This is a genomic window from Rhodococcus tibetensis (assembly GCF_024438035.1).
Classification (GTDB): Bacteria; Actinomycetota; Actinomycetes; order Mycobacteriales; family Mycobacteriaceae; genus Rhodococcus_F; species Rhodococcus_F tibetensis.
In genome coordinates, this window is record NZ_JANFQF010000003.1 from 295,017 (window position 1) to 316,565 (window position 21,549).

The 21,549-nt window shown below is 66.1% G+C and carries 22 protein-coding genes and 1 pseudogene; 6 read left to right on the forward strand and 17 right to left on the reverse strand.

Annotated features, from left to right (window positions below):
- Positions 1–49: 49 nt before the first annotated feature.
- From NOF53_RS05530 to NOF53_RS05540, 3 genes are read right to left on the reverse strand one after another with little or no spacing between them, the layout of a single operon-like run.
- Positions 50–697, reverse strand: a complete 648-nt coding sequence (locus tag NOF53_RS05530; protein WP_255966218.1) for a hypothetical protein — start codon at positions 695–697, stop codon at positions 50–52.
- On the reverse strand, positions 672–1,943 hold the full coding sequence (gene hisS / locus NOF53_RS05535) for a histidine--tRNA ligase (protein WP_255966219.1): 1,272 nt from the start codon (positions 1,941–1,943) through the stop codon (positions 672–674). The genes NOF53_RS05530 and hisS overlap by 26 nt, the downstream gene beginning before the upstream one ends.
- A 15-nt stretch (positions 1,944–1,958) precedes the next feature.
- A complete protein-coding gene (locus NOF53_RS05540; RefSeq protein ID WP_255966220.1) occupies positions 1,959–2,639 on the reverse strand; it encodes an MBL fold metallo-hydrolase in 681 nt (226 codons plus the stop codon).
- Between the two features lie 177 nt (positions 2,640–2,816).
- On the opposite strand from NOF53_RS05540, the gene NOF53_RS05545 reads away from it, so the two are divergent.
- Positions 2,817–3,695, forward strand: coding sequence for a peptidylprolyl isomerase (locus NOF53_RS05545; RefSeq protein WP_255966221.1), 879 nt, complete (start codon positions 2,817–2,819; stop codon positions 3,693–3,695).
- Between the two features lie 22 nt (positions 3,696–3,717).
- Positions 3,718–4,512, forward strand: a complete 795-nt coding sequence (locus NOF53_RS05550; RefSeq protein ID WP_255966223.1) for a peptidylprolyl isomerase — start codon at positions 3,718–3,720, stop codon at positions 4,510–4,512.
- Between the two features lie 98 nt (positions 4,513–4,610).
- Here the strand turns inward: NOF53_RS05550 and NOF53_RS05555 are convergent, their stop codons facing one another.
- From NOF53_RS05555 to NOF53_RS05600, 10 genes are all read right to left on the reverse strand, one after another.
- Positions 4,611–6,986, reverse strand: coding sequence for a RelA/SpoT family protein (locus NOF53_RS05555; RefSeq protein ID WP_255966224.1), 2,376 nt, complete (start codon positions 6,984–6,986; stop codon positions 4,611–4,613).
- Between the two features lie 62 nt (positions 6,987–7,048).
- A complete protein-coding gene (locus tag NOF53_RS05560) occupies positions 7,049–7,582 on the reverse strand; it encodes an adenine phosphoribosyltransferase (protein WP_255966269.1) in 534 nt (177 codons plus the stop codon).
- Positions 7,579–9,315 (reverse strand): ABC transporter substrate-binding protein, encoded by a 1,737-nt coding sequence (locus tag NOF53_RS05565; RefSeq protein WP_255966225.1) that lies wholly within the window; start codon positions 9,313–9,315, stop codon positions 7,579–7,581. The genes NOF53_RS05560 and NOF53_RS05565 overlap by 4 nt, the downstream gene beginning before the upstream one ends.
- Before the next feature lies 1 nt (position 9,316).
- Positions 9,317–10,525, reverse strand: coding sequence for a protein translocase subunit SecF (secF, locus tag NOF53_RS05570; RefSeq protein ID WP_255966226.1), 1,209 nt, complete (start codon positions 10,523–10,525; stop codon positions 9,317–9,319).
- Positions 10,522–12,201, reverse strand: a complete 1,680-nt coding sequence (gene secD / locus NOF53_RS05575; protein WP_255966227.1) for a protein translocase subunit SecD — start codon at positions 12,199–12,201, stop codon at positions 10,522–10,524. Before secD ends, secF begins: the two co-directional genes overlap by 4 nt.
- Positions 12,202–12,341: 140 nt before the next feature.
- Complete coding sequence (yajC, locus tag NOF53_RS05580; RefSeq protein WP_255966228.1) at positions 12,342–12,686, reverse strand: preprotein translocase subunit YajC; 345 nt, start codon at positions 12,684–12,686, stop codon at positions 12,342–12,344.
- A 138-nt stretch (positions 12,687–12,824) separates the two neighbouring features.
- On the reverse strand, positions 12,825–13,922 hold the full coding sequence (gene ruvB / locus NOF53_RS05585; RefSeq protein WP_255966229.1) for a Holliday junction branch migration DNA helicase RuvB: 1,098 nt from the start codon (positions 13,920–13,922) through the stop codon (positions 12,825–12,827).
- Positions 13,919–14,518, reverse strand: a complete 600-nt coding sequence (ruvA, locus tag NOF53_RS05590; RefSeq protein WP_255966230.1) for a Holliday junction branch migration protein RuvA — start codon at positions 14,516–14,518, stop codon at positions 13,919–13,921. The genes ruvB and ruvA overlap by 4 nt, the downstream gene beginning before the upstream one ends.
- On the reverse strand, positions 14,515–15,084 hold the full coding sequence (gene ruvC / locus NOF53_RS05595; RefSeq protein WP_255966231.1) for a crossover junction endodeoxyribonuclease RuvC: 570 nt from the start codon (positions 15,082–15,084) through the stop codon (positions 14,515–14,517). The genes ruvA and ruvC overlap by 4 nt, the downstream gene beginning before the upstream one ends.
- 135 nt (positions 15,085–15,219) lie before the next feature.
- Positions 15,220–15,972, reverse strand: a complete 753-nt coding sequence (locus NOF53_RS05600; protein WP_255966232.1) for a YebC/PmpR family DNA-binding transcriptional regulator — start codon at positions 15,970–15,972, stop codon at positions 15,220–15,222.
- A gap of 143 nt (positions 15,973–16,115) precedes the next feature.
- Between NOF53_RS05600 and NOF53_RS05605 the strand changes: the two genes are divergently transcribed.
- Both NOF53_RS05605 and NOF53_RS05610 read left to right on the forward strand, forming a co-directional pair.
- On the forward strand, positions 16,116–16,472 hold the full coding sequence (locus NOF53_RS05605; protein WP_255966234.1) for a GntR family transcriptional regulator: 357 nt from the start codon (positions 16,116–16,118) through the stop codon (positions 16,470–16,472).
- A complete protein-coding gene (locus NOF53_RS05610) occupies positions 16,469–17,395 on the forward strand; it encodes a hypothetical protein (RefSeq protein ID WP_255966236.1) in 927 nt (308 codons plus the stop codon). The genes NOF53_RS05605 and NOF53_RS05610 overlap by 4 nt, the downstream gene beginning before the upstream one ends.
- Here NOF53_RS05610 and pdxT read toward each other — a convergent pair.
- Together pdxT and NOF53_RS05620 are read right to left on the reverse strand one after the other, a co-directional pair.
- Positions 17,392–18,000 (reverse strand): pyridoxal 5'-phosphate synthase glutaminase subunit PdxT, encoded by a 609-nt coding sequence (gene pdxT, locus NOF53_RS05615; RefSeq protein ID WP_255966238.1) that lies wholly within the window; start codon positions 17,998–18,000, stop codon positions 17,392–17,394. The genes NOF53_RS05610 and pdxT overlap by 4 nt on opposite strands.
- Positions 17,997–18,851: an acyl-CoA thioesterase gene (locus NOF53_RS05620; RefSeq protein WP_255966239.1), complete on the reverse strand. Its 855-nt coding sequence runs from the start codon at positions 18,849–18,851 to the stop codon at positions 17,997–17,999. The genes pdxT and NOF53_RS05620 overlap by 4 nt, the downstream gene beginning before the upstream one ends.
- A gap of 55 nt (positions 18,852–18,906) precedes the next feature.
- Here NOF53_RS05620 and NOF53_RS05625 point away from each other — a divergent pair, with 55 nt between their 5' ends.
- A complete protein-coding gene (locus NOF53_RS05625; RefSeq protein WP_255966271.1) occupies positions 18,907–19,530 on the forward strand; it encodes a nucleoside/nucleotide kinase family protein in 624 nt (207 codons plus the stop codon).
- A gap of 12 nt (positions 19,531–19,542) precedes the next feature.
- Here NOF53_RS05625 and NOF53_RS05630 read toward each other — a convergent pair whose 3' ends face one another.
- Positions 19,543–20,364, reverse strand: a complete 822-nt coding sequence (locus NOF53_RS05630; protein WP_255966241.1) for an acyl-CoA thioesterase — start codon at positions 20,362–20,364, stop codon at positions 19,543–19,545.
- Between the two features lie 157 nt (positions 20,365–20,521).
- On the opposite strand from NOF53_RS05630, the gene NOF53_RS05635 reads away from it, so the two are divergent.
- On the forward strand, positions 20,522–21,325 hold the full coding sequence (locus tag NOF53_RS05635; protein WP_255966243.1) for a UbiA family prenyltransferase: 804 nt from the start codon (positions 20,522–20,524) through the stop codon (positions 21,323–21,325).
- 62 nt (positions 21,326–21,387) lie between these two features.
- Here the strand turns inward: NOF53_RS05635 and NOF53_RS28055 are convergent.
- A pseudogene (locus NOF53_RS28055) lies at positions 21,388–21,549 on the reverse strand (pyridoxal 5'-phosphate synthase lyase subunit PdxS); the annotation flags it as partial.

Below are 21,549 nucleotides of genomic sequence, written 5' to 3' on the forward strand. Positions count from 1 at the left end.
CCCGCAGGTGGGACCGGACGCGCACTGCCGGCCCCACCTGCATTCGTTTTCAGTCGACGAGTGCTGCGACCTCGTGATCGGTGAGCGTGGTGGTCGGGATGCGGCCGGCGGCACGCACCAAGTCCACCGCCCGGAACAACGGCCGTTCGGTCAGCGCCGCGTCACGCGCCTCGGCCCGTAACTGCTCGATGAGTACGGAGGCGATCGCTGCCGCCGGCACCAGTTCACTCGTCGTCAGTGCGTCCGCCAGCTTCCGAAGCCCCAGCACATCCAGCTCGCGTCCGCCGTCGTTGGTGTAGAGCGCCAACGGCACCGCAAGGATGCCGTCGGGGTCGGTGATACGGACACTCACTTCGCTGACCCGAGCCGAGCGCACCACCACCTCGGCCGCCACCGCCTTCGTGACATCGACCTGACAGGTTCGCAGACCCCCGGTCGAGCGAATCACGCCGTGCTCCAGCTCGACCTTGCGGCGCAGCGTGAGCAGCACCGACAGGGCGGTAGGGACGGCGATCACACCGCCCACCACCACGGCTAGCCATAGCGGAGCGAAGAAGCTCAGCACGGCGCCCACAACCACGCCGACCAGGACGACGATCATCGCAACCCGCTTCAGCCGCGGCGCAATCAGCTCGATGGGGACGAGGTCGAGTGACACCGGCGGGTTGTGTTCAGGCGCCAAGGATCGCTCCGACATGCGTGACGACGTCCGCCGCCGAGATCGACTCCTGGTCACCGGTGGCCAGGTTCTTGATCCCGATGGTTCCTTCGGCGATGTCGCGATCACCCAGCACGAGTGCTAGTGCGGCGCCGGAACGGTCCGCAGCCTTCATCGCGCCCTTCACCCCCCGGTTCCCGTACGCCAGATCGACTCGAATTCCCTGAGCCCGCAACTGCTGCGCGATGACAACCAGTGTCGCCTTCGCCTCGTCGCCGAGGGGTACGCCGAAGACCTCGCACCGCGCAGGCGACCCTGCTGACTTTCCCTCCGCTGCCAGGGCCAGCACGGTGCGGTCGACCCCCAGCCCGAAACCGATGCCGGACAACGGCTGACCGCCGAGTTGCGCCATCAGGCCGTCGTAGCGTCCGCCGCCGCCGATGCCGGACTGTGCACCGAGACCGTCGTGCACGAACTCGAACGTGGTCTTGGTGTAGTAGTCGAGCCCGCGAACCATCCGCGGGTTGACGACATACGGCACACCCAACGCGTCGAGATGGGCAAGTACCTCGTCGAAATGCGCTTTCGCGGTGTCGGAGAGATGATCGAGCATGAGAGGGGCGTCCGCGGTCAGCTCCCGCACTTCCTTGCGCTTGTCGTCGAGAACCCGAAGCGGATTGATTTCTGCGCGCCGACGCGTCTCTTCGTCGAGCGGAAGGCGGAAGAGGAACTCCTGCAGACGTTCCCGGTACTGCGGCCGGCAGGTGTCATCACCGAGCGAGGTGATCTCCAACCGGAAGCCCTCGAGCCCGAGCCCACGGAACCCGGCGTCGGCAACAGCGATGACCTCGGCGTCCAGTGCCGGATCGTCGACGCCGATGGCTTCGACCCCGACCTGCTGCAGTTGCCGATAACGTCCGGCCTGCGGACGCTCGTAGCGGAAGAACGGACCCGCATAGCTCAGCTTCACCGGCAATTGGCCCCGGTCGAGACCATGCTCGATTACCGCACGCATCACTCCGGCGGTGCCTTCGGGTCGCAGGGTCACCGATCGATCACCCCGGTCGGCGAAGGTGTACATCTCCTTGCTGACGACGTCCGTCGATTCACCGACACCACGGGCGAACAACCCGGTGTCCTCGAAAATGGGAAGCTCGATGTGGCCGTATCCGGCCAGTCGCGCAGCGTTGGTGAGCCCGTCGCGCACTGCGACGAATTCAGCGGACTGCGGCGGGACGTAGTCGGGAACGCCCTTGGGGGCGGAGAAGGTGCTGGCTTTGCTCACTGTCGCTACTTTTCCTTACTTCGATCCCGGGAGTCCAACGAGGAACGGGTTGGATGCGCGTTCGGCGCCGATGGAACTCGATCCGCCGTGCCCGGGCAGCACCGCCGTGTCATCGGCGAGGACGAGAAGTTTGGCGGCGATGGACTGCAGCAACTGCTCGTGGTTACCCCCGGGCAGGTCGCTGCGCCCGATCGATCCCTGAAAGAGGGTGTCCCCGGTCAGGGCGACCTCGACCGCACCGTTCTCGGTGTCGACCCGGGTCCGGAACACGACGGACCCCTGCGTGTGTCCCGGAGTGTGATCGACGACGAACGAGATACCGGCCTGATCGATCCTGTCACCGTCCGCCAGTTCGATCACCTCGCTCGGTTCGACGAACTCCATGCCCTCGATGAACGGCTTCATCGTCGGCCCGATACCCCGGCCGGGGTCGGACAACATGTACCGATCCTCGGGATGGATGTATGCGGGGATGCCGAACTTGTCGCATACCTCGTGGGCGTTCCAGACATGGTCGAGATGGCCGTGCGTGAGCAACACCGCCGTCGGTGTGAGATCCGACTGGGCGAGAAATTCGACCAGCGGGCCCGCAGCATCCTGACCGGGGTCGACGACGACGCACTCCCGGGCATCGTCCTGGGCGAGGATGTAGCAGTTGGTCTGGAACATCCCGGCCGGAAATCCTGTGACGAGCACGCGCGACGCTCCTGTTCGAATGATCATTGCAGTCGCTACAGCCTAAGCCGCCGCCCCGCCAGCCTGTTCTCAGGTTCGGATGGCAGACTCTGGAGGTCGTGTGCCGGGGGTAGATCACACAGACCAACTGCTATATCGACCGACTGCCAGAGAAGACCGAACGGGAGGACCACCGCAGTGCCGAGCAACGAGCAGCGCCGGGAAGCAGCGAAACGAAAGCTCGAGCGTCAGCTCGAGCGCCGTGCGGACAGAGCACGCAAGCGCAGGCAGTTGACCATTGCCGGTTCGGTACTGGGTGTCGTGCTGGTGGTGGCCGCAGGCGCGGTCGTCTTCGCCCTCACCAGCGGTGACGACGACACCAGCGAAGCCTCCGCCGCAGAGTCGGTGTCCGCCTCGCCCCAGTCGCCGGGTGTCATGCCCGCGGGCCGCGCGGAGCCGCTGCCCGAGAAGGTCTCATGCACGTACACCCCGGACAATCAGCCGCCGGCCAGGCAGGTGAACCCGCCGCGCACCGAGGACATCGACACCACGGTCACCGACGTCAGCGTCAGCGTGGAGACCACCCAGGGCAATATCGGGCTGACGCTGGACAACGCCGACTCCCCCTGCACGGTCAACAACTTCCTGAGCCTCGCGAGCCAGAACTACTTCGACAACACACCGTGTCACCGGCTCGTCACTTCCGAAGGGCTCAAGGTGCTGCAGTGCGGTGACCCGACCGGTTCCGGTACCGGCGGACCCGGTTACGGCTTCGCGAACGAGTTCCCCACCGACCAGTACCCCGCCGACGATTCGTCGCTGCAGGTCCCCGTCACGTACCCGCGCGGAACCATCGCGATGGCCAACAGCGGTCAGCCGGGCAGTAATGGCAGCCAGTTCTTCCTCGTCTACGCCGATTCCCAGCTGCCGCCGCAGTACACGGCCTTCGGGACCATCGACGAGACCGGCATCGCCACCATCGAGAAGGTCGCGGCCGCCGGGGACGATGCCTCGATGCAGGCGGGCGGCGGCAAGCCGAACCTTCCGATCGACATCAAGTCCGTCCGGATGGATTGAGGACCCGTGTGAGGATGGACCGATGAAACGCACCTCGATCTTCGTTGCAGGCTTGAGCCTCGCGGTCCTCCTCGCCGGTTGCTCGGACTCGTCCGACTCGGGCGGTTCGGCGACCAGCACGTCCTCGAAGGCGTCCCCCACCAGCGCCGCGGCGCAGTCGCTCGACCTCTCTCGCTTCGGCACGTTGCCGCCGGTGCCGACGCCGGCAGCGGCCACCGTCGACTGCTCGTACCCGGCGGGACGTCCGCCTGCCAAGGACGTCACCGCACCGTCCGCTACAGGTGTGTCCACTGCAGGCACCGTCTCGGTGAACCTCACCACCAGTGCCGGCCCCATCGGTCTGACCCTCGATCGCGCCGATGCTCCGTGTACGGTCAACAGCTTCGTGAGCCTCGCCGAGCAGGGGTACTTCGACGACACCCCGTGCCATCGCCTGACGACGGAACAGGGGTTGCAGGTCCTGCAATGCGGCGATCCCAGCGGCGTCGGAACCGGTGGTCCCGGTTACGGGTTCGATACCGAATACCCCGAAACCGCGTTCGCGGCGGACGATCCGGCACTGGCCGAGCCGGTGGTCTACCCCCGCGGCACCGTCGCGATGGCAAACAGCGGACAGCCGGGCAGTAACGGCAGCCAGTTCTTCCTCGTCTACGCCGACTCGGTGCTACCGCCCAATTACACCGTGTTCGGTTCCATTTCCGATGAGGGCCTCACCACCGTCGAGACGGTGGCGGCGGACGGCGACGACGGCTCCATGTCGGCCGGGGGCGGCAAACCGAACACCCCGGTCCAGATCGAAACCGCGAAGGTCGGCTGACCCCTTACCTTCCCGGCACCGTCCCACGCTTGCACGAACGGGACGTTCGTTCGACCCAACCGAACGAACGTCCCGTTCGTGCATGGACAGCGGGTATGTCAGGCGGCGGACGTCACCCGATAGACGTCGTAGACGCCCTCCACATTCCGTACGACGTTCAGCACGTGCCCGAGGTGCTTCGGGTCGCCCATCTCGAACGTGAACTTGCTGATGGCCACCCGGTCACCGGACGTCGTCACCGACGCCGACAGGATGTTCACCTTCTCGTCCGCGAGAGCCTTGGTGACGTCCGACAACAGCCGGTGCCGATCGAGTGCCTCGATCTGGATGGCGACGAGAAACACCGACGACGGCGACGGCGCCCACTGGACCTCGATGATCCGCTCGGATTGCTCCTGAAGAGAGCCGGCGTTGGTGCAGTCGGTCCGGTGCACGCTGACCGCGCCGCCACGGGTGACGAAACCCATGATCTCGTCGCCGGGAACCGGGGTACAGCACTTGGCCAGTTTCGCGACGGTACCTTCCGCTCCCGGTACGAGGACACCGGCGTCGCCGGTGCTGCGCGGGCGCATCGGCATGGTGGACGGCGTGGACCGCTCGGCCAGCTCCTCCTCCACGTCCCCCACACCGCCGAGGTGGGCGACCAAGCGCTGCACGACGTGCTGCGCGGACACGTGGCTTTCTCCGACCGCGGTGTACAGCATCGACACGTCCGTGTAGTGCAGTTCGTGTGCGATGGCGGCCATTGACTCGGCGTTCATCAGTCGCTGCAGCGGGAGACCGACGCGTCGCACTTCCTTCGCGATCGCGTCCTTGCCGTTTTCGAGCGCCTCCTCCCGGCGCTCCTTGGCGAACCACTGCCGGATCTTCGTCTTCGCCCGCGGGGACACCACGAACGACTGCCAGTCGCGGCTGGGGCCCGCATTGACCGCTTTGGAGGTGAAGACCTCCACCACTTCCCCGTTGTCGAGAGTGCGCTCGAGGGCGACCAGCCGCCCGTTGACCCGGGCACCGATACAGCGATGCCCGACCTCGGTGTGGACGGCGTACGCGAAGTCGACCGGCGTCGACCCCGCGGGCAATGTGACCACATCACCCTTGGGGGTGAACACGAAGATTTCCTTGACTGCGAGGTCGTAGCGGAGAGATTCGAGGAACTCACCCGGATCGGCGGCCTCACGCTGCCAGTCGAGGAGCTGCCGCATCCACGCCATGTCGTCGACCTCGGCGACATCGCCGGAGTGCTTGCCTTTGGTCTCCTTGTACCGCCAGTGCGCTGCAATACCGAATTCCGCGGTCCGGTGCATGTCGTGGGTGCGGATCTGCACTTCGAGCGGCTTGCCCTCGGGCCCGACCACGGTGGTGTGCAGCGACTGATAGACGCCGTAGCGGGGTTGCGCGATGTAATCCTTGAACCGGCCCGCCATGGGTTGCCACAGCGAATGGACCACACCGACCGCGGCGTAGCAGTCGCGGACCTCGTCGCAGAGGATCCGCACACCGACCAGGTCGTGGATGTCGTCGAAGTCGCGTCCCTTGACGATCATCTTCTGATAAATCGACCAATAATGCTTGGGTCGGCCTTCGACCACCGCGTTGATGCGCGACGCCGTCAGGGTGGCGTTGATCTCCGCGCGCACCTTGGCCAGATACGTATCCCGCGACGGCGCCCGGTCGGCGACCAGCCGCACGATCTCGTCGTACTTCTTGGGGTGCAGAATCGCGAACGAGAGATCCTCGAGCTCCCACTTGACGGTCGCCATTCCCAGCCGATGAGCCAGCGGGGCAATCACCTCGAGTGTTTCCCGGGCCTTCCGGGCCTGCTTCTCGGGCGGCAGGAACCGCATGGTCCGCATGTTGTGCAGGCGGTCCGCCACCTTGATCACCAGCACGCGGGGATCGCGCGCCATCGCGATGATCATCTTGCGGATGGTCTCGCCCTCCGCGGCGTTACCCAGTACGACCTTGTCGAGTTTAGTGACGCCGTCGACGAGGTGCGCCACTTCGTCGCCGAATTCCTCGGTCAGCTGTGCCAGCGAGTACCCGGTGTCCTCGACGGTGTCGTGCAGCAACGCTGCGACCAGAGTGGTCGTATCCATGCCGAGCTCGGCGAGGATGCTGGCGACGGCGAGTGGGTGGGTGATGTACGGATCACCGGATTTTCGCTTCTGACTGGCATGCCGTTCCTCGGCAACGTCGTACGCGCGCTGGAGAAGGGCCAGATCGGCCTTGGGATAGAGCTCGCGATGCAGACTGACGAGGGGCTCGAGAACCGGCCGGATGGTCGCGTTCCGTTGCCCCGTGATGCGCCTGGCGAGTCGCGCTCGTACCCGGCGCGATGCAGACGCCGGAACGGCAAATCCCTGTGCTCCGCGGCTGTTGCCGGAAGCGGGATCCGCTACAGGTGACTCGGCATCGGACTGTGCAGACGAAGGGGATTTCGCGTTCTGCGACCGATCGAGATTCGAAGTCATGCCGTCACCTCCTACCACTGGTTAGCTGGGCCTTTCGGCACCACCAGGCACAACTTTAGTACTCAGACCGTGACGAGGGACGTGAGCGGGTACTTTCCGAGCCGCCGCCTCCCACCGAGCACCGCGATCTCGAGAACCACCGCCACACCGATCACCACGGCACCTGCCGATTCGAGGAGACGAGCGGTGGCCTCGATCGTTCCGCCGGTGGCGAGGACGTCGTCGACGACGAGCACCGAACGCCCGTCCAATCCGAGGACGTCGGCGGGGATTTCCAGCGTCGCCGTCCCGTATTCGAGCGTGTACGACTGCGCGAGGACCGGCGGCGGAAGCTTGCCGGCTTTGCGCACGGCCACCACACCGGAGCCGAGTTCTCGTGCCACTCCGCCACCGAGGAGGAATCCGCGCGCGTCGACGGCGGCGATCACCTCGGCGTCCGGCGCGCTTGCGGCGAGTGCGTCGACCACGACGCGGAATCCCGCCGCATCCGAGAACACCGGGGTGAGATCCGCGAACCGCACCCCCGGCTCGGGAAAGTCGTCGGCCCACCGCGTGAGCCGGGTGACGACGTCGTATGCGGAAGAGTTGTCGATCACCGCCGCAGAACCCACCTGTCCATATTCCATCCGGCGCCGGAACGCGTCGGATTGACCGCTCCTGCTTCCAAACCCGCAGCGAACCCGACCGTGCGGGGCTGGTTGAACAACGGCACCGTGGGCACCTCCGACCAGAGGATGTTCTCGGCTTCGGTGGACAAGGCCAGCTGCGCTGCGGTGGAGCTGTCGACCGCGAGCTGATCGACGATTTGATCAACTCGGCCGTTGGCATAGTCCCCGAAGTTGTTTCTGCTGCCGCTGCGTAGTGCATACATCGCCGTAGTCGGCGCCGCAGTCCCGGCGGCGCCTGGGGCGGACGCCGTTCCTGCGAGCACTGCGTCGACCTGTCCGTCGCGCAGCATCGACGGGGTGAATTCCGGCGACCCGGCGTCCTGCACGGTGATCCCGGCCGGAGCGCACGCCGCCGTCACGGCGGCCACGATCGCGGCGCGGCGCGGATCGGGTCCCAGGTAACCGATGCGCACGGTGGCCGCAGTCGCGTCGGTTTCTGCCAGCGCCGCAGTGGCTGCGGTCGTGTCCGGAGTTTCATACCGGCCGCCGGCGGTTGCCGCGACCGACTCGTACACGAGACTGTCGGGTGCGGTGAACCGCGTGTCGACGGATCCTGCGGCGGCGCCTTCGTCTGCGACCGTCCCGAACTCCGTGGCCAGCTCCTCACGGGGCAGGCACGAGGCGAAGGCGCGGCGCCCGGCCGGGGTCTCGAACAGCCCCGACGTGGACAGCACGAACTGCTCGACGCTGCGCGAAGGCACGTCGGTTACGTCGAAACTGCCGAGATCGAGGTCCGGGACCGATCCCGCTGCCACATCAACCACCTCGACGGAGTCGTCCGAGATCCTGGTTCCCAGTTCGGTCGACTTGGGCCACACGACGATGCGCGAGGTGGCGGGACGATTTCCCCACCAGCGGTCGTTCGCTACCAGCACCAGGCCCTCGTCCGCGGAGAACGACTCGACCTTGTAGGGACCGGAAGCCGGGAACAGGGCGAGGTCGAGTTCGCCGGGCGTCATCGTCCATCCGTCGTTCCAGAAGTCCGCGACCCGCCCGAGCGCTTCGCTATCCGAATTCTGCACGGCAGCAACGAGATCGGGGACACCTGCCGCACCGGCGACCACATGGGCGGGCATCATCGACGTTGCCCCGAACAGCGCGCGCCAATCCGTGAAGTTTCGCCCCGCCTTGAACGTCACCGTAGCTTCCTTGGCCCCGGTCTGACAGTCGACACGGTCGATGTCCGAATAGCCGGCAGTGCTGGCCGCATCGAACAGCGGAACCGCTCCGTCGTCGGGACGGATGAACCGCCCGCTGTTCGCAGCCCAGGCCAGCACCAGATCGTCACAGGACATCGGGACCCCGTCGGAGTAAACCGAATTGGGGTTCAGCTTGTACTGCACGGTGAGGGCGTCGCCCGGCACGACGTTCGCCGTACCGATGTCGGTGTCGGTCACCGGCCCGCCCTCCGGCCCCGTGTAGCTGAATCCGGGCAGTACGCGCGCGAACGCCTGCCGTGCCCCCGACACCGAGCCCGCCACGGTCCCGGCGTTGTAGGTGGTGACGGTGCTGTCTATGGCGTACCCGATGGACGGGATCTGCTCCCCCTCGTCCGAGCATCCGGCGAGCGTGCCCGCCAACAATACGGTGGCGAGCAGGCCTGCGCCCGACACCACCGCAGCGCGGCGGTGTCGGGCTCGACGTCGGGACGATGGGCGCATGTCAGTGCCTCTTCTTGTGACGCTTCCCGGTGGGGCGCGTTCCGGGCCGGGGCGCACCCACAGCGGCTCCGGCCGCTCCCCTCCCGGCAGTGACGGCGGCACTCGCCTTCATCGACCCACCCTCGGCGAGTGCGGCTCGGCGAGCGAGCACCTTACGTGTGTGTGCAGCCACGGGACCCCACCGCTCCTTGAGGGACACCAGCAACGGTGTCGCGAAGAAGATCGACGAATACGCGCCGACGATGATGCCGACGAGCTGAACCAACGCTAGATCCTTCAGGGTGCCGACACCAAGCATCCACACCGCGATCACGATCAGCGCGAGAACCGGCAGGATGCCGATCAGCGTCGTATTGATCGACCGCATCAGTGTCTGGTTGACCGCCAGATTCGCTTGCTCCGCGTACGTGCGGCGGGTCAGGTGCAAAATGCCACGGGTGTTCTCATCCACCTTGTCGAACACCACCACGGAGTCGTAGAGCGAGAAGCCGAGGATGGTGAGCAGGCCGATGACCGTCGCGGGCGTGACCTCGAAACCGACCAGCGAATACACACCGGCCGTCACGGTGATGTCGAAGAACAGGGCGACTATCGCGGCGATCGCCATGTCCCGTTCGAACCGAACGGCGATGTACACGCTGACGAGCACGAGGAACACCAGCAGCGCGATCAACGCCTTCTGGGTGATCTGACCTCCCCACGTCTCGCTGACGTCCGCGACGCTGATCGTGTTCTTACTGACCGCGCCGTTGCCGTCCTTGGGCTGGAACTGCTCGTACAACGCATCCTGGAGTGTGGCCACCTGAGCTGCATTGAGCGCCTCGGACCGGATCTGCACGGTTGCACTCGATCCCGACCCCACCGTTTGCACGGTGACGGCATCCATTCCGAGTGCGTCGCTGTAGACCTGTTCCACCTGCGCGGTGTCGACGCCGTCGCCCACGGGGAACTGGATACGCGACCCACCCTCGAAATCGATACCGAGGGTGAACCCACGAACGAGGATGCTCAGCAGGGAGACGAGCACGATCACGCCCGTCAGGATGTAGTAGAAGCGTCGCCGCCCGATGATTTCGAATGCGCCGGTTCCGGTGTAGAGCCGGGAGAGCAGGCTGTGTTTCGGCATGGACGCCTGGTCGACACCCGAGTCGGACAGCGAGGTTTCGGCGTCCGCCCGGGATCCGGTCTGGGACGTGGTCGATTCGCTCATACTCGTGACTCCTTCGCCGACGCTGCGGCAGCCTTACGTTCCCTGGCGATCTGCTGCACGGCTCCGAGCCCGTTGACGCCCGGCCTGGACCAGTACGGCGACTTCGAGGCCAGGTGGACCAGCGGCCACGTCACCAGGAAGACGACGACGACATCGAGGATCGTGGTCAGGCCGAGCGTGAATGCGAAGCCGCGCACCTGACCGACGGCGAGCACGTAGAGGACCGCGGCGGCGATGAAGCTCACCGCATTACCGGAGAGAATCGTGCGGCGCGCCCGAGCCCAGCCGCGCGGAACCGCGGACCGGAAACTCCGGCCCTCCCTCATCTCGTCTTTGATTCTCTCGAAGAACACCACGAACGAGTCTGCCGTCATTCCGATACCGATGATCAGACCGGCGATACCTGCCAGATCGAGGGTGAAGTTGATGTACCGGCCGAGCAGAACCATGATCGCGTAGACCATCACGCCGGACAGCACCAGCGACAACGCCGTGAGCACCCCGAGCATGCGGTAATACAGAAGGCAGTAGAGCAGGACGAGGATCAGACCCACGAGACCGGCGATCAGACCGGCCTCGAGCGAGGCAAGACCGAGCGTCGCCGACACCGTCTCGGCCTCCGACGCGGCGAATGAGAGGGGCAGCGAGCCGTATTTCAACGTGTTCGCCAGTTCCTTGGCGCTGGCCGCCGTGAACGAACCGGTGATCGAGGTGGAGCTGCCGGCGGGCGTGGCGCCCTGGACTACCGGCGCACTGACCACCTTGGAGTCGAGGGTGAAGGCAGCCTGCTTGCCGATGTTCTGCGATGTGAACGCGGCCCAGGTGTTGCTGCCCTCGGTCTTGAACGTCAGGCTCACCTCGTGCCGCGACTGCTGGGAATTGTATCCGGACGTGGCGTCGGCGATCTCCTGCCCGTCGATGATCGACGGCGCGAGCAGGTACACCGCTTGACCGTCGGTGGAACACGCCACCAGGGGCAGCGCCGGATCGTCGTTTCCACGCAGCGGGTCGGGAACCGAGCAGTCGAGCGTCGCCATCGCCGCCTGTTGTACCGCCGGGTCCGTGCTCTGCCTGCTCGCGCGGGCCGCCGCGATCTCGTCGGCGGCCTCAGCGGTCTCGGACCCCGGGTTTTCGGCCGGAGCAGCCTCGTCCGACGGTGTCGGTTCGGCGGGCGCCGACGGGTCCTGTGCCGGGAACGGACGGTTCTGTGGTACCGGCGCAGGCGTGGCGGGCTCCGGGGTCCCGGTGGGTTCGGCGGGGGTTTCGCCGGCGGGCGCCTGCGTGCCGGGCGCGGCAACCGCCTGCGACGTCTGCACGGGACGCACGTAGAGGCGTGCGGTCTGGCCGAGCGAGCGCGCCTGCGCACTGTCGTCACCAGGGACGGTGATCACCAGGTTGTCACCGTCGATGACCACCTCCGAACCGGAAACTCCCAGTCCGTTCACGCGAGTCTCGATGATCTCCTGCGCCTGACGCAGGCTGTCCGGCGTCGGCTTACTGCCGTCCGGCGTACGCGCCGTGAGGGTGACTCGGGTCCCGCCTTGCAGGTCGATGCCCAGCTTGGGTGTCGCGGACTTGTCACCAGTGAAGAACACCAGGGCATACAGAACCGCCACGAGCACCGCAAAAACGGTGAGGTAGCGGACGGGATGCACCGATCCTGTGGAAGGTGCCACGATCTCTATGTCTCCTCAGTACGTGCAGTTCGAGTGGAACGTTCGGTGGGCACCCGCCGCCGTCGCAGGGCTCAGCCCGGGGCAACGCCCGGCGCGCCTCGGACGCGTGGGCTACGCGAGGTACGCCGTGGACGCGTCGATCAATCCTTGTTCAACCGCGGCGTGGTATCTCCGCCGTTGTCGTGATCCTCGGGCACAGCGTTCGGCGTAGGCTCGCCGGACTCGATCGCGGAGTCGACGATCTGCTCGCGGACGACCAGGCGCGACCAGGTCGTGATCACGCCGGGAGCGATCTCGAGGTCGACCGTGTCGTCGTTCATCGCGACGATTGTCCCGTGCAGACCCGCAGTGGTCAGGATGCGGTCGCCGACCGAGAGTGATTCCTGGAGAGCAGTGGTCTTGGCCACCTCCTTCTTCTGCCGGCGGATCCCCAGGAACATGGGGACGAGCAGCGCCAGAATCAGGAGCGGGAAGAGAAAGTCCATCGGTAAGTCAACCTCGAGGTATGTCGCACGATCCGTAACGCACAGGTCCCGGTTGGACCGATGCAGTACACCAGTGTGCCATTACCGTCCCGTACACCGGTTCGGTCGGCACACGGCGGCGAGTTTCCGCCCGGGCGGTCAGGGGTCTTGCGGATCGAACAACGAGGCCTGCGGTTCGTTGACCCGCACCTCTATTCCCCCGGCGACGGCGTCCGGCGGCGGCGTCAGTCCGAGTTGGGTCCACGCGGCGGCCGTTGCCACACGACCGCGGGGTGTCCGGGCGATCATGCCTGCGCGGACCAGGAACGGCTCGCAGACCTCTTCGACCGTCGCAGGCTCTTCACCCACCGCAACAGCGAGGGTGGACACGCCGACAGGGCCGCCACCGAAGCTTCGGACGAGGGCACTGAGAACGGAACGGTCGAGACGGTCGAGGCCCAGTTGGTCGACGTCGTACACCGCGAGTGCCGCATGGGCGATGTCGCGGGTGATGTTGCCGTCGGCACGAACCTCGGCGTAGTCCCGCACACGGCGCAGCAATCTGTTGGCGATACGGGGCGTGCCGCGGGACCGGCCGGCAATCTCCGCGCCGGCTTCCTCGCCGAGCTGCACACCGAGGATTCCTGCCGATCGCATGAGAATCTGCTCCAGTTCGGCAGGTTCGTAGAAATCCATGTGAGCCGTGAACCCGAACCGGTCGCGCAGCGGCCCGGTGAGTGCCCCCGAGCGAGTGGTAGCTCCGACCAGCGTGAAAGGGGCCACTTCGAGCGGAATCGACGTGGCGCCCGGGCCTTTGCCGACGACGACGTCGACCCGGAAATCCTCCATCGCGAGGTACAGCATTTCCTCGGCCGGACGGGCGATGCGATGAATTTCGTCGATGAACAGCACGTCCCCCTCGACGAGGTTACTGAGCATCGCGGCCAGATCACCGGCCCGCTCGAGCGCAGGTCCGGAGGTCAACCGCAACGAGGAGCCGAGTTCGGCGGCGATGATCATCGCCATACTGGTCTTTCCCAAACCAGGTGGGCCGGACAACAGTATGTGGTCCGGGGTACCGCCTCGCATCTTGGCGCCGGTCAGGACGAGCTGGAGTTGTTCCCGCACGCGTGGCTGACCGATGAAGTCGTGAAGGTTCTTGGGGCGCAGGCTGGCTTCGATGTCGCCGTCGCCGGCAACCAGGTCGGCCGATACCGGCGACTCTTCCTCGAACTCCGCGTCGGGTTCGAGATTCATCGCGACTTCCCGAGCAGGGAGAGCGCGGAGCGCAACGCTGAGGACGTCGTCGAATCAGGCGCTTCGGTCAGGACGGAATCAGTGGCCTGTTCGGCCTGCTTGGCCGGGAATCCGAGGCCGACGAGAGCTTCGACGATCTGATCGCGGACCGACCCACCCCCGGCAGCGATCGCCACGGCGCCCGAGGACGACGCAACCGCATCCACCTTGTCGCGCAGTTCCACTACCATCCGTTCCGCTCCCCGCTTGCCGATTCCCGGCACCCGGGTCAGAGCCGTCACGTTGCCCTCGGCCAGGGCTGTGCGCAACGCATCCGGTTCGAGGACGGCCAGAGTAGCCATGGCGAGCCTGGGCCCTACCCCCGACACCGTCTGGAGGAGGCCGAAGAGTTCCTTCGATTCCGTATCGGGAAAGCCGTACAGCGTCATGGAGTCCTCGCGCACGATCATGGCGGTGATCAGGCGTGCCTCGCTTCCACGGTGCAGCCCTCCGAGGGTGGCGGGGGTCGCGTTGACGCGGTATCCCACCCCCGCGGACTCGATCACCGCATGATCGAGCGCGATCTCGAGTACCTCGCCGCGGACGGACGCGATCATCGTGTACCTGCCTTCTTCACCTCGGCCAATCGGGCCTGGTATCGACGTTTCTGTTCGGCCGCGGCCGCCTCGGCCCGGGCCATGCGTTCGATCATCGGCGCCCGCCAGCAGTGACAGATGGCAAGCGCGAGAGCGTCTGCGGCGTCCGCAGGCTTCGGTGCTGCAGCGAGTCGCAGGATGCGCGTCACCATTGCCGTCACCTGAGCTTTGTCTGCCGATCCGCTGCCCGTGACCGCGGCTTTGACCTCGCTCGGAGTATGGAAGCACACCGGGATTCCGCGGCGGGCGGCCGCCAGCGCCACCACCCCACCGGCCTGCGCGGTACCCATGGCCGTGCGCACATTGTGCTGGGAAAACACCCGCTCGATCGCGACGACCTCGGGGCGGTGGAGGTCGATCCACGACTCGGCCGCCTCGGAGATCCGCAGCAACCGGGCAGAGAGCTCCAGATCCGCAGGTGTGCGCACCACGTCGACTGCCACCGGGGTGACCGTCCGGCCTCCTCCGCCGTCGACCACACCGAATCCGCACCGGGTCAGACCGGGATCCACACCCAGCACACGCACGCCCTGCCACCTCTCCCACGCCGAACAGCTGTTCGATAGCTTAGCCGGGGGGTGAGACGGTGAGGCGGACCAACACGCAGGACCAGTCGGGGCGGGCGAGCACGGCTCCCCCACCCCTCGCCGGTTGTCGAGCGATCAGTCCTCGAGCTCGGCGAGGACCTCGTCGGACAGGTCGACATTGGTGTAGACGTTCTGCACGTCGTCGGACTCCTCGAGAGCGTCGACGAGCTTGAAGACTTTGCGCGCCCCGTCCGCATCAACCGGGACCTCGACGGAGGCGCGGAAGTCCGCCTCGGCGGAGTCGTAGTCGATTCCCGCCTCCTGCAGCGCGGTGCGCACGGCGACGAGGTCGGTGGGCTCACTGACGATTTCGAACGTGTCACCGAGGTCGGTGACCTCTTCGGCACCCGCATCGAGGACGGCCGTCAACACGTCGTCCTCGGACTGGTCGCCCTTCTCGAGCGTGACGACGCCCTTGCGGGTGAACAGGTAGGACACCGAACCCGGATCTGCCATGTTCCCGCCGTTACGGGTCATCGCCGTGCGCACTTCACCGGCGGCGCGGTTGCGGTTGTCGGTCAGGCACTCGATAAGGACGGCGACGCCGTTGGGTCCGTATCCCTCGTACATGATGGTCTGCCAGTCGGCACCGCCCGCTTCTTCACCGGCACCTCGCTTGCGCGCGCGCTCGATGTTGTCGTTGGGCACCGACGTCTTCTTGGCCTTCTGGATGGCGTCGTACAAGGTGGGGTTTCCCGCAGGATCGCCACCGCCGGTACGGGCCGCCACCTCGATGTTCTTGATCAGCTTCGCGAAGGCTTTGCCACGCTTGGCATCGATCACGGCCTTCTTGTGCTTGGTGGTGGCCCATTTGGAGTGGCCGCTCATGCGATTCAAGCCCCTTTCCTGCTGCCTTTGACACGCCGAATGCGCGGTTTCAGCTCTGACGATGTTACCCGCCCCCCTGTTGTTGCTGCGCGTTCCGGTTCACCGACTCGCTTTTGTCTCCATTGTTTGCATAGAATGCAAACATGTTGATGCGAGTCGACCACGGGTCGAGCACTCCACTGGGCGAACAGATCGCCGCGAATGTGCGCGGAGCGTTCATGCGGGGAGAGATCGCGGCCGGCGACCGCCTGCCGTCCGCACGGGCGCTGGCCGAGTCCATCGACGTCAACCTGCACACAGTCCTACGGGCGTACGCAGTGTTGCGTGACGAAGGACTGATCGACCTGCGGCGTGGAAGGGGTGCGGTCATCCGCGCCGACACGAATTCCGCCCACGCCGGGCTCACCGAAGCAGCCCGAGCATTCGTGACCGAGGCACGACGCCTGGGTCTGGGCACAGACGAGATGATCGACGTGATCAAGGAGACTTCGAGAAAATGACGACCACCCGCACGCGCCTCGGCACCGGGGCTGCCGCCACCGCGGTTCCCCTGCTCGCCCTCGTTCTCGCACGGATCGGGTGGGGAGCCGACCTGCCTCCCGCGATTCCGCAGCACTGGTCGGGAACGGAGCCGGACCGGTTCGGAAGCTCCACCGCGTATTTCTGGATCTCGCTCGCCGTGTGCAGTTCGGCCGCAGTGATCGCCGGGCTGGTGGTGGCCCGCGAGAGAACGGACGCTGCACTGTGGCTCCCGATCGCCGCCCTCACCAGCTGGACGGTGTCCTCGGCCTGGATCCTCGGCGTCGCCCTGACCTTGCACGCCGGGTCCCCCGACGCCGCCTCGACAGGCGGGTGGATCATCATTCCGATGCTCGGAATAGTCTGGGGAGCAGCGGTATTCGCGATAACACCCAAGACCCCTCGGACACTGATCGACGGCCCCGCGCCCACGCTGTCCACACCTCTCGCGCCCAGCGAACGGGCCTCATGGACGGGATACGCCCGCGGCCTGTGGGCCGTCGCGCTCACCCTCGTCATGGCGGCTGCCGCTCTCGGAGCCGTGCTGATGGGACTCTGGTGGCTCGCCCCACTCTTCGTCGTGCTGGCCGTGTCAGGTGGCGTGTTCGCCTCGGTCGGTGTACGCGTCGACCGAGCGGGTCTGACCCTGTCGTCGTGGAACGTGCGGTGGCGACGAATATCTTTGGACCGCATCGAGGCCGCCCAGGTGGCCACCATCCGGCCCGCGGAGTGGGGTGGATGGGGCTACCGATTCAGTCCACGAGGCACCGCGGTCGTGGTGCGAGGCGGCGAAGGGATCGTGCTCACCTACCAGGACGGCAGACAGTTCGCGGTCACTGTGCCCGCCGCGGAGCAGGGTGCCGCTCTCCTCAATTCTCTCCTCGCACTGCGGGCGGCGAGTTAAGCCTCCCGCACGAGGTCCACGAACAACTCGTGCACCCGCCGGTCCCCGGTCACCTCTGGATGGAAGGAGGTAGCCACCACGGGGCCCTGCCGGACCGCGACGATACGTCCGGCAGCGGCGCCGCCCGACTCTGGGACACGCGCGAGTACCTCGACGGCGTCACCGACACGTTCGACCCACGGGGCCCGGATGAAGACCGCTCGCACCGGTTCGCCGATGATGCCCTCGAAGTCGAGGTCGGCCTCGAACGAATCGACCTGTCGTCCGAAGGCGTTGCGGCGAACTGTCATATCGATCGCGCCGAGATGCTGCGCATCCGGCCGGGTGTCGAGGATCTCGCTTGCGAGAAGGATCATTCCGGCGCAGGAGCCGTATGCGGGCAGGCCGTCCCGCAGTCGCGTCTTCAGCGGCTCGAGCAGCTCGAAGATTTCCAGCAACTTACTCATGGTGGTCGACTCGCCGCCCGGAATGACGAGACCGTCGACCTTGTCGAGCTCCTCCGGACGACGAATACCCACGACATCGGCGCCTGCATCCTGAAGTGCCGCAAGGTGTTCACGCACATCACCCTGGAGGGCGAGTACACCGACGAGGGGACGGGTCATGCCATATTTCCTGTCTCGATATCGTTCTTGTTCTGATCGCGCTGGATGCGGGTCAACCCCTCCTGCACCACCGCGGCTACCATCGCGCCGTTCTGATCGAACATGCGTCCCTGAGTGAGGGCGCGGCCGAAACCCGCGGAGGGCGAAGTCTGGTCGTAGAGGAGCCATTCGTCGGCGCGGAACGGGCGCATGAACCACATGGCGTGATCGAGTGACGCCGTCTGGGTCACCACGCCGGGATGCGGCACCTTCGACGCTCCGAGCAACGTGATGTCACTGAGGTACGCGAGCGTACAGATGTGAAGCACCTGGTCGTCCGGAAGCTTGTTGCGGTATCGCATCCAGACACGTTGCTGCGCAGCGATACCGGGAATCGGCTTGACGGCATCGGACGGAATGATACGCACGTCCCATTCCTTCCACTCCTGGTACAACTCGGTGTTCGCGAATTCCTCGACGGTCTGCGCGTCGACGAGTTCCTCGGGATCGGGCACGGACGGCATGGTGTCCTGATGTTCGATTCCGGCGTCCTCGGCGTGAAAGGAGGCGGACATGGTGAAGATCGCTTTGCCGTCCTGAATCCCGGTGACCCGGCGAGTGCAGAAGGACCTACCGTCACGAATCCGGTCGACGAGGTACACGGTCGGCTCGGTCGGATTACCCGGCCGCAGAAAGTACCCGTGGAGCGAGTGGACGCGGAACGTCTCGTCGACCGTGCGGACCGCGGAGACCAGCGACTGACCGGCCACCTGACCGCCGAAGGTCCGCTTCAATACCGACGGATGGACAGCGCCGCGGAAGATGTCCTTCTCCAGCGCCTCCAGTTCGAGAATGTCCTCAATGCTCGCCATGTGCCCTCCTACGGTGCCTGTCAAGGTTATCTGCCCTGTTCGCGCGCGAGGCACGATGGGTGTCATGACGATGTTCACACCGACGAGCCCGGAAGGGCTGGTCACACTCGTCACGAGGCGCTGCCTGGACGTCGACGGCACCGTTCTCGTCGCGATCGACGCACCCGACGGCGCAAAACCCGTGACGCTGGCGGACGCGGTCTGCGCAGCCCTGCGCGAGTGCGGGCGCCCCTGTGACGTCGTCTGGCTCCACGACTACGTTCGGCCGGCTTCCCTCCGGTTCGAGCACGGACGCGACGACGAGCTGAGCTACCGCATGCTGTGGTTCGACTACGAGGCGCTCGAACGGGAGGTCTTGCGGTCGGCACGCACGGACGGCGCCTGGTTGCCGCGCCTATGGGACGAAGCCACCGATCGTTCGGCGCGTTGTACGCGTGTTCCCACCGCCCCGCGGCAGGTACTCCTCGTCACCGGTCCGATGCTCCTCGGGCGCGGACTCGACTTCGACGTCACCGTGGCACTCCAGATGAGTGACGGAGCGTTGCGACGGCACACACCCGCCGATGAGCTCTGGACGGTGCCAGCGCTCACCCGGCACGCATCCGGCGTCGTGGACCCACCTGACCTGCAGGTGCGTTACGACCATCCACCGAAGCCGGCGGTGCAGGTTCTTCCGTGACGACCAAACGCATCATTCGGTGCGCAGGAACCGGGCCAACCCTTCCTGTACGACCGCTGCCACCAGATTGCCGGCCCGATCGAAGATGCGGCCCTGTGCCACTGCCCGGCCGAAACCTGCGGACGGTGAGGTCTGGTCGTACAGCAACCACTCGTCCGCGCGGAAGGGCCGAAGGAACCACAGCGCGTGATCCAGCGAAGCACCGTTGATCTGCACTTCCTTGTGCGGTGTCATGGTTGAACCGATCAATGTCATGTCGCTCATGTACGCCAGCGCACACACGTGGAAAACGGGGTCGTCGGGCAATGTCCTGCGCGAACGAAACCACACCTGCTGCTGAGCTGCTGCTCCGCGCCGGCGGTCGACGTCACCGTCACCGACCATCCTGATGTCCCAGTCGGACCATTCCCGGGCGAGCCAGGCGATTTCCGGATCATCCGAGTCGCGGGCGAGAGGCAGGTTGTCCGGTGGCGGGACCACGGGCAAGACGTCCTGGTGCTCGATGCCGTCCTCCGAGACCTGGAAGGACGCCGACATGGTAAAGATCGCCTGTCCGTCCTGGACAGCGCTCACCCGCCTGGTCACGAAGGATCGCCCGTCTCTGATGCGGTCGACGAGATAGACGATCGGCATGGTCGTGTTGCCCGGCCGCAGGAAGTAGCCGTGGAGCGAATGCACCGTGAACTTAGGGTCTACCGTGTGCACCGCTGCTACCAGCGCCTGCCCGGCCACCTGCCCACCGAAGGTGCGGGGAAGCGTGGTCTCGGTGGCGATGCCGCGGAAGATATTCTTCTCGAGACGTTCCACCTCGAGGATTTCTTCGATCGTCGCCATCTACTGTCCCTTCCCGAAAGTTGTTCTGCTGACACTCTCACACCCAGCGCCGAGAACACCCGTACCAGAGGGGCCACTTGGTTGCTTCAGCGACCTCAGTCGCCGGTGATTGTCCCGGATCGTCGAGCGCTCGACCGCGGCGTGGCAGCGTTGTGCCATGACCCTCTCCACTCCGGTGTCGCTCCTGCGCACGGCGCACGCTGGTCCGGCCGCCGCGGTCACCGTGCTCACTCTCCTGATCGCAGTCGGTATGGATGCGGACGCGGGCACCGTGGTCGTTCTCGGTATTGCGGTTCTCAGTGGTCAGCTCGTCGTCGGATGGACGAACGACCTTCTCGATCGCACTCGTGACCGGATGGCCGGCCGTACCGACAAGCCCCTCGTCACCGGATGCATCTCCGTGACAGCTGTCCGCCGGGCCGCCTGCGTGTCCTCGGCGATATGCGTGGTCGCGTCCGCGCTGTGCGGCCCGGCGGCGGGGCTCCTTCACCTGGCGCTCGTCGGCGTTGCCCTGGCATACAACGCGTGGCTCAAGTCCACGGTGTCGTCCTGGCTCCCGTACGCACTGGCGTTCGGGGGGCTCCCCGTCGTCGTGTCGCTGTCGCTCGACTCCGCATCGATTCCACCGCTGTGGATGGCGGTAGCCGGTGCTCTGTTCGGGATCGCAGCGCACCTGCACAATGCCCTGCCCGACCTCACCGAGGACGCCGCAACCGGTGTGCGGGGACTGCCACATCGTTTGGGCGCCCGCAATATTCGGATCTTCGCGGCACTGACCCTGGTGGCCGCCTCGACCACTGTCTTCCTCGGAACTGCTACCCCACCCCTGGCACGGCACTGGCTCTTGATGGGCGCCGTTCTCATTCTGTCCGTGGTGACCGTCCGATCCGCGAACAGAACGCCGTTCTATGCGGCGATCGCCATAGCCGGCGTCAATGTCGTGATGCTCCTGCTCCGGTGAGGTGTGCCGGACCGTCGACCTGACTTCGCCAGCCCGGATCAGTCATCAGTCGGTCGCGCAGCTCACCAGCCGCGTTCGGCGAGGCGGTGCGGGACCGGGATGTCATCGACGTTGATACCGACCATCGCCTCACCCAGTCCACGGGAAACCTTGGCGAGCACGTCCGGGTCGTCGAAGAACGTGGTGGCCTTGACGATGGCCGCCGCCCGCTCGGCCGGGTTACC

Excerpts from the sequence above, each read along its gene's own strand:
- NOF53_RS05555 (WP_255966224.1), bottom strand. The coding sequence starts at position 6,986 with ATGACTTCGAATCTCGATCGGTCGCAGAACGCGAAATCCCCTTCGTCT.
- NOF53_RS05620 (WP_255966239.1), bottom strand. The coding sequence starts at position 18,851 with ATGGCGAGCATTGAGGACATTCTCGAACTGGAGGCGCTGGAGAAGGAC.
- NOF53_RS05565 (WP_255966225.1), bottom strand. The coding sequence starts at position 9,315 with ATGCGCCCATCGTCCCGACGTCGAGCCCGACACCGCCGCGCTGCGGTG.
- secF (WP_255966226.1), bottom strand. The coding sequence starts at position 10,525 with ATGAGCGAATCGACCACGTCCCAGACCGGATCCCGGGCGGACGCCGAA.
- pdxT (WP_255966238.1), bottom strand. The coding sequence starts at position 18,000 with ATGACCCGTCCCCTCGTCGGTGTACTCGCCCTCCAGGGTGATGTGCGT.
- NOF53_RS05635 (WP_255966243.1), top strand. The coding sequence starts at position 20,522 with ATGACCCTCTCCACTCCGGTGTCGCTCCTGCGCACGGCGCACGCTGGT.
- ruvA (WP_255966230.1), bottom strand. The coding sequence starts at position 14,518 with ATGATCGCGTCCGTCCGCGGCGAGGTACTCGAGATCGCGCTCGATCAT.
- ruvB (WP_255966229.1), bottom strand. The coding sequence starts at position 13,922 with ATGAATCTCGAACCCGACGCGGAGTTCGAGGAAGAGTCGCCGGTATCG.
- NOF53_RS05550 (WP_255966223.1), top strand. The coding sequence starts at position 3,718 with ATGAAACGCACCTCGATCTTCGTTGCAGGCTTGAGCCTCGCGGTCCTC.
- NOF53_RS05630 (WP_255966241.1), bottom strand. The coding sequence starts at position 20,364 with ATGGCGACGATCGAAGAAATCCTCGAGGTGGAACGTCTCGAGAAGAAT.
- NOF53_RS05530 (WP_255966218.1), bottom strand. The coding sequence starts at position 697 with ATGTCGGAGCGATCCTTGGCGCCTGAACACAACCCGCCGGTGTCACTC.
- NOF53_RS05625 (WP_255966271.1), top strand. The coding sequence starts at position 18,907 with ATGGGTGTCATGACGATGTTCACACCGACGAGCCCGGAAGGGCTGGTC.
- NOF53_RS05605 (WP_255966234.1), top strand. The coding sequence starts at position 16,116 with ATGTTGATGCGAGTCGACCACGGGTCGAGCACTCCACTGGGCGAACAG.
- NOF53_RS05600 (WP_255966232.1), bottom strand. The coding sequence starts at position 15,972 with ATGAGCGGCCACTCCAAATGGGCCACCACCAAGCACAAGAAGGCCGTG.
- NOF53_RS05610 (WP_255966236.1), top strand. The coding sequence starts at position 16,469 with ATGACGACCACCCGCACGCGCCTCGGCACCGGGGCTGCCGCCACCGCG.
- yajC (WP_255966228.1), bottom strand. The coding sequence starts at position 12,686 with ATGGACTTTCTCTTCCCGCTCCTGATTCTGGCGCTGCTCGTCCCCATG.